Origin of the sequence: Rhodococcus sp. EPR-157, assembly GCF_001647195.1 — a bacterium.
In the GTDB taxonomy this organism is placed as follows: Bacteria; Actinomycetota; Actinomycetes; order Mycobacteriales; family Mycobacteriaceae; genus Rhodococcoides.
Map to the genome: position 1 here is coordinate 1 of NZ_LVCV01000369.1, position 690 is coordinate 690.

General features: G+C 63.6%; 1 pseudogene. It reads left to right on the plus strand.

Annotated elements, in window-relative coordinates:
* Positions 1-690: pseudogene (locus tag A2J03_RS16975) on the plus strand (Asp-tRNA(Asn)/Glu-tRNA(Gln) amidotransferase subunit GatB); the annotation flags it as partial.

Below are 690 nucleotides of genomic sequence, written 5' to 3' on the forward strand. Positions count from 1 at the left end.
ATGACTGCAGCCTTGGTCGATCTGATCGATTACGACGACGTACTGACCCGTTTCGACCCCGTGTTGGGGATGGAGGTCCACGTCGAGCTGGGCACAGCGACCAAGATGTTCTGCGGTTGCCCGACGGCATTCGGCGCGGAGCCGAACACCCAGGTGTGCCCGGTCTGCCTGAGCCTCCCCGGCGCGCTACCGGTGGTGAACTCCGCAGCCGTGGAGTCCGCGATCCGCATCGGTCTGGCACTGAACTGCTCGATCACCCCGTGGGGGCGCTTCGCGCGGAAGAACTACTTCTACCCGGATCAGCCGAAGAACTACCAGATCTCGCAGTACGACGAGCCGATCGCGACCGAGGGATACCTGGATGTGCTCCTCGACGACGGCAGCACGTTCCGCGTCGAAATCGAGCGCGCACACATGGAAGAAGACACCGGCAAGTCGACTCACGTAGGTGGCGCCACGGGCCGGATCGAGGGCGCAAGTCATTCTCTTCTCGACTACAACCGCGCAGGCGTCCCGCTGGTCGAGATCGTGACGAAGCCGATCACCGGCACTGGCGCGCGGGCACCCGAGGTCGCGCGTGCATACGTGACGGCACTACGTGATCTGCTGAAGGCGTTAGAGGTGTCCGACGTACGCATGGACCAGGGTTCGCTGCGGTGCGACGCGAATGTCTCGCTCATGGAGAAGACG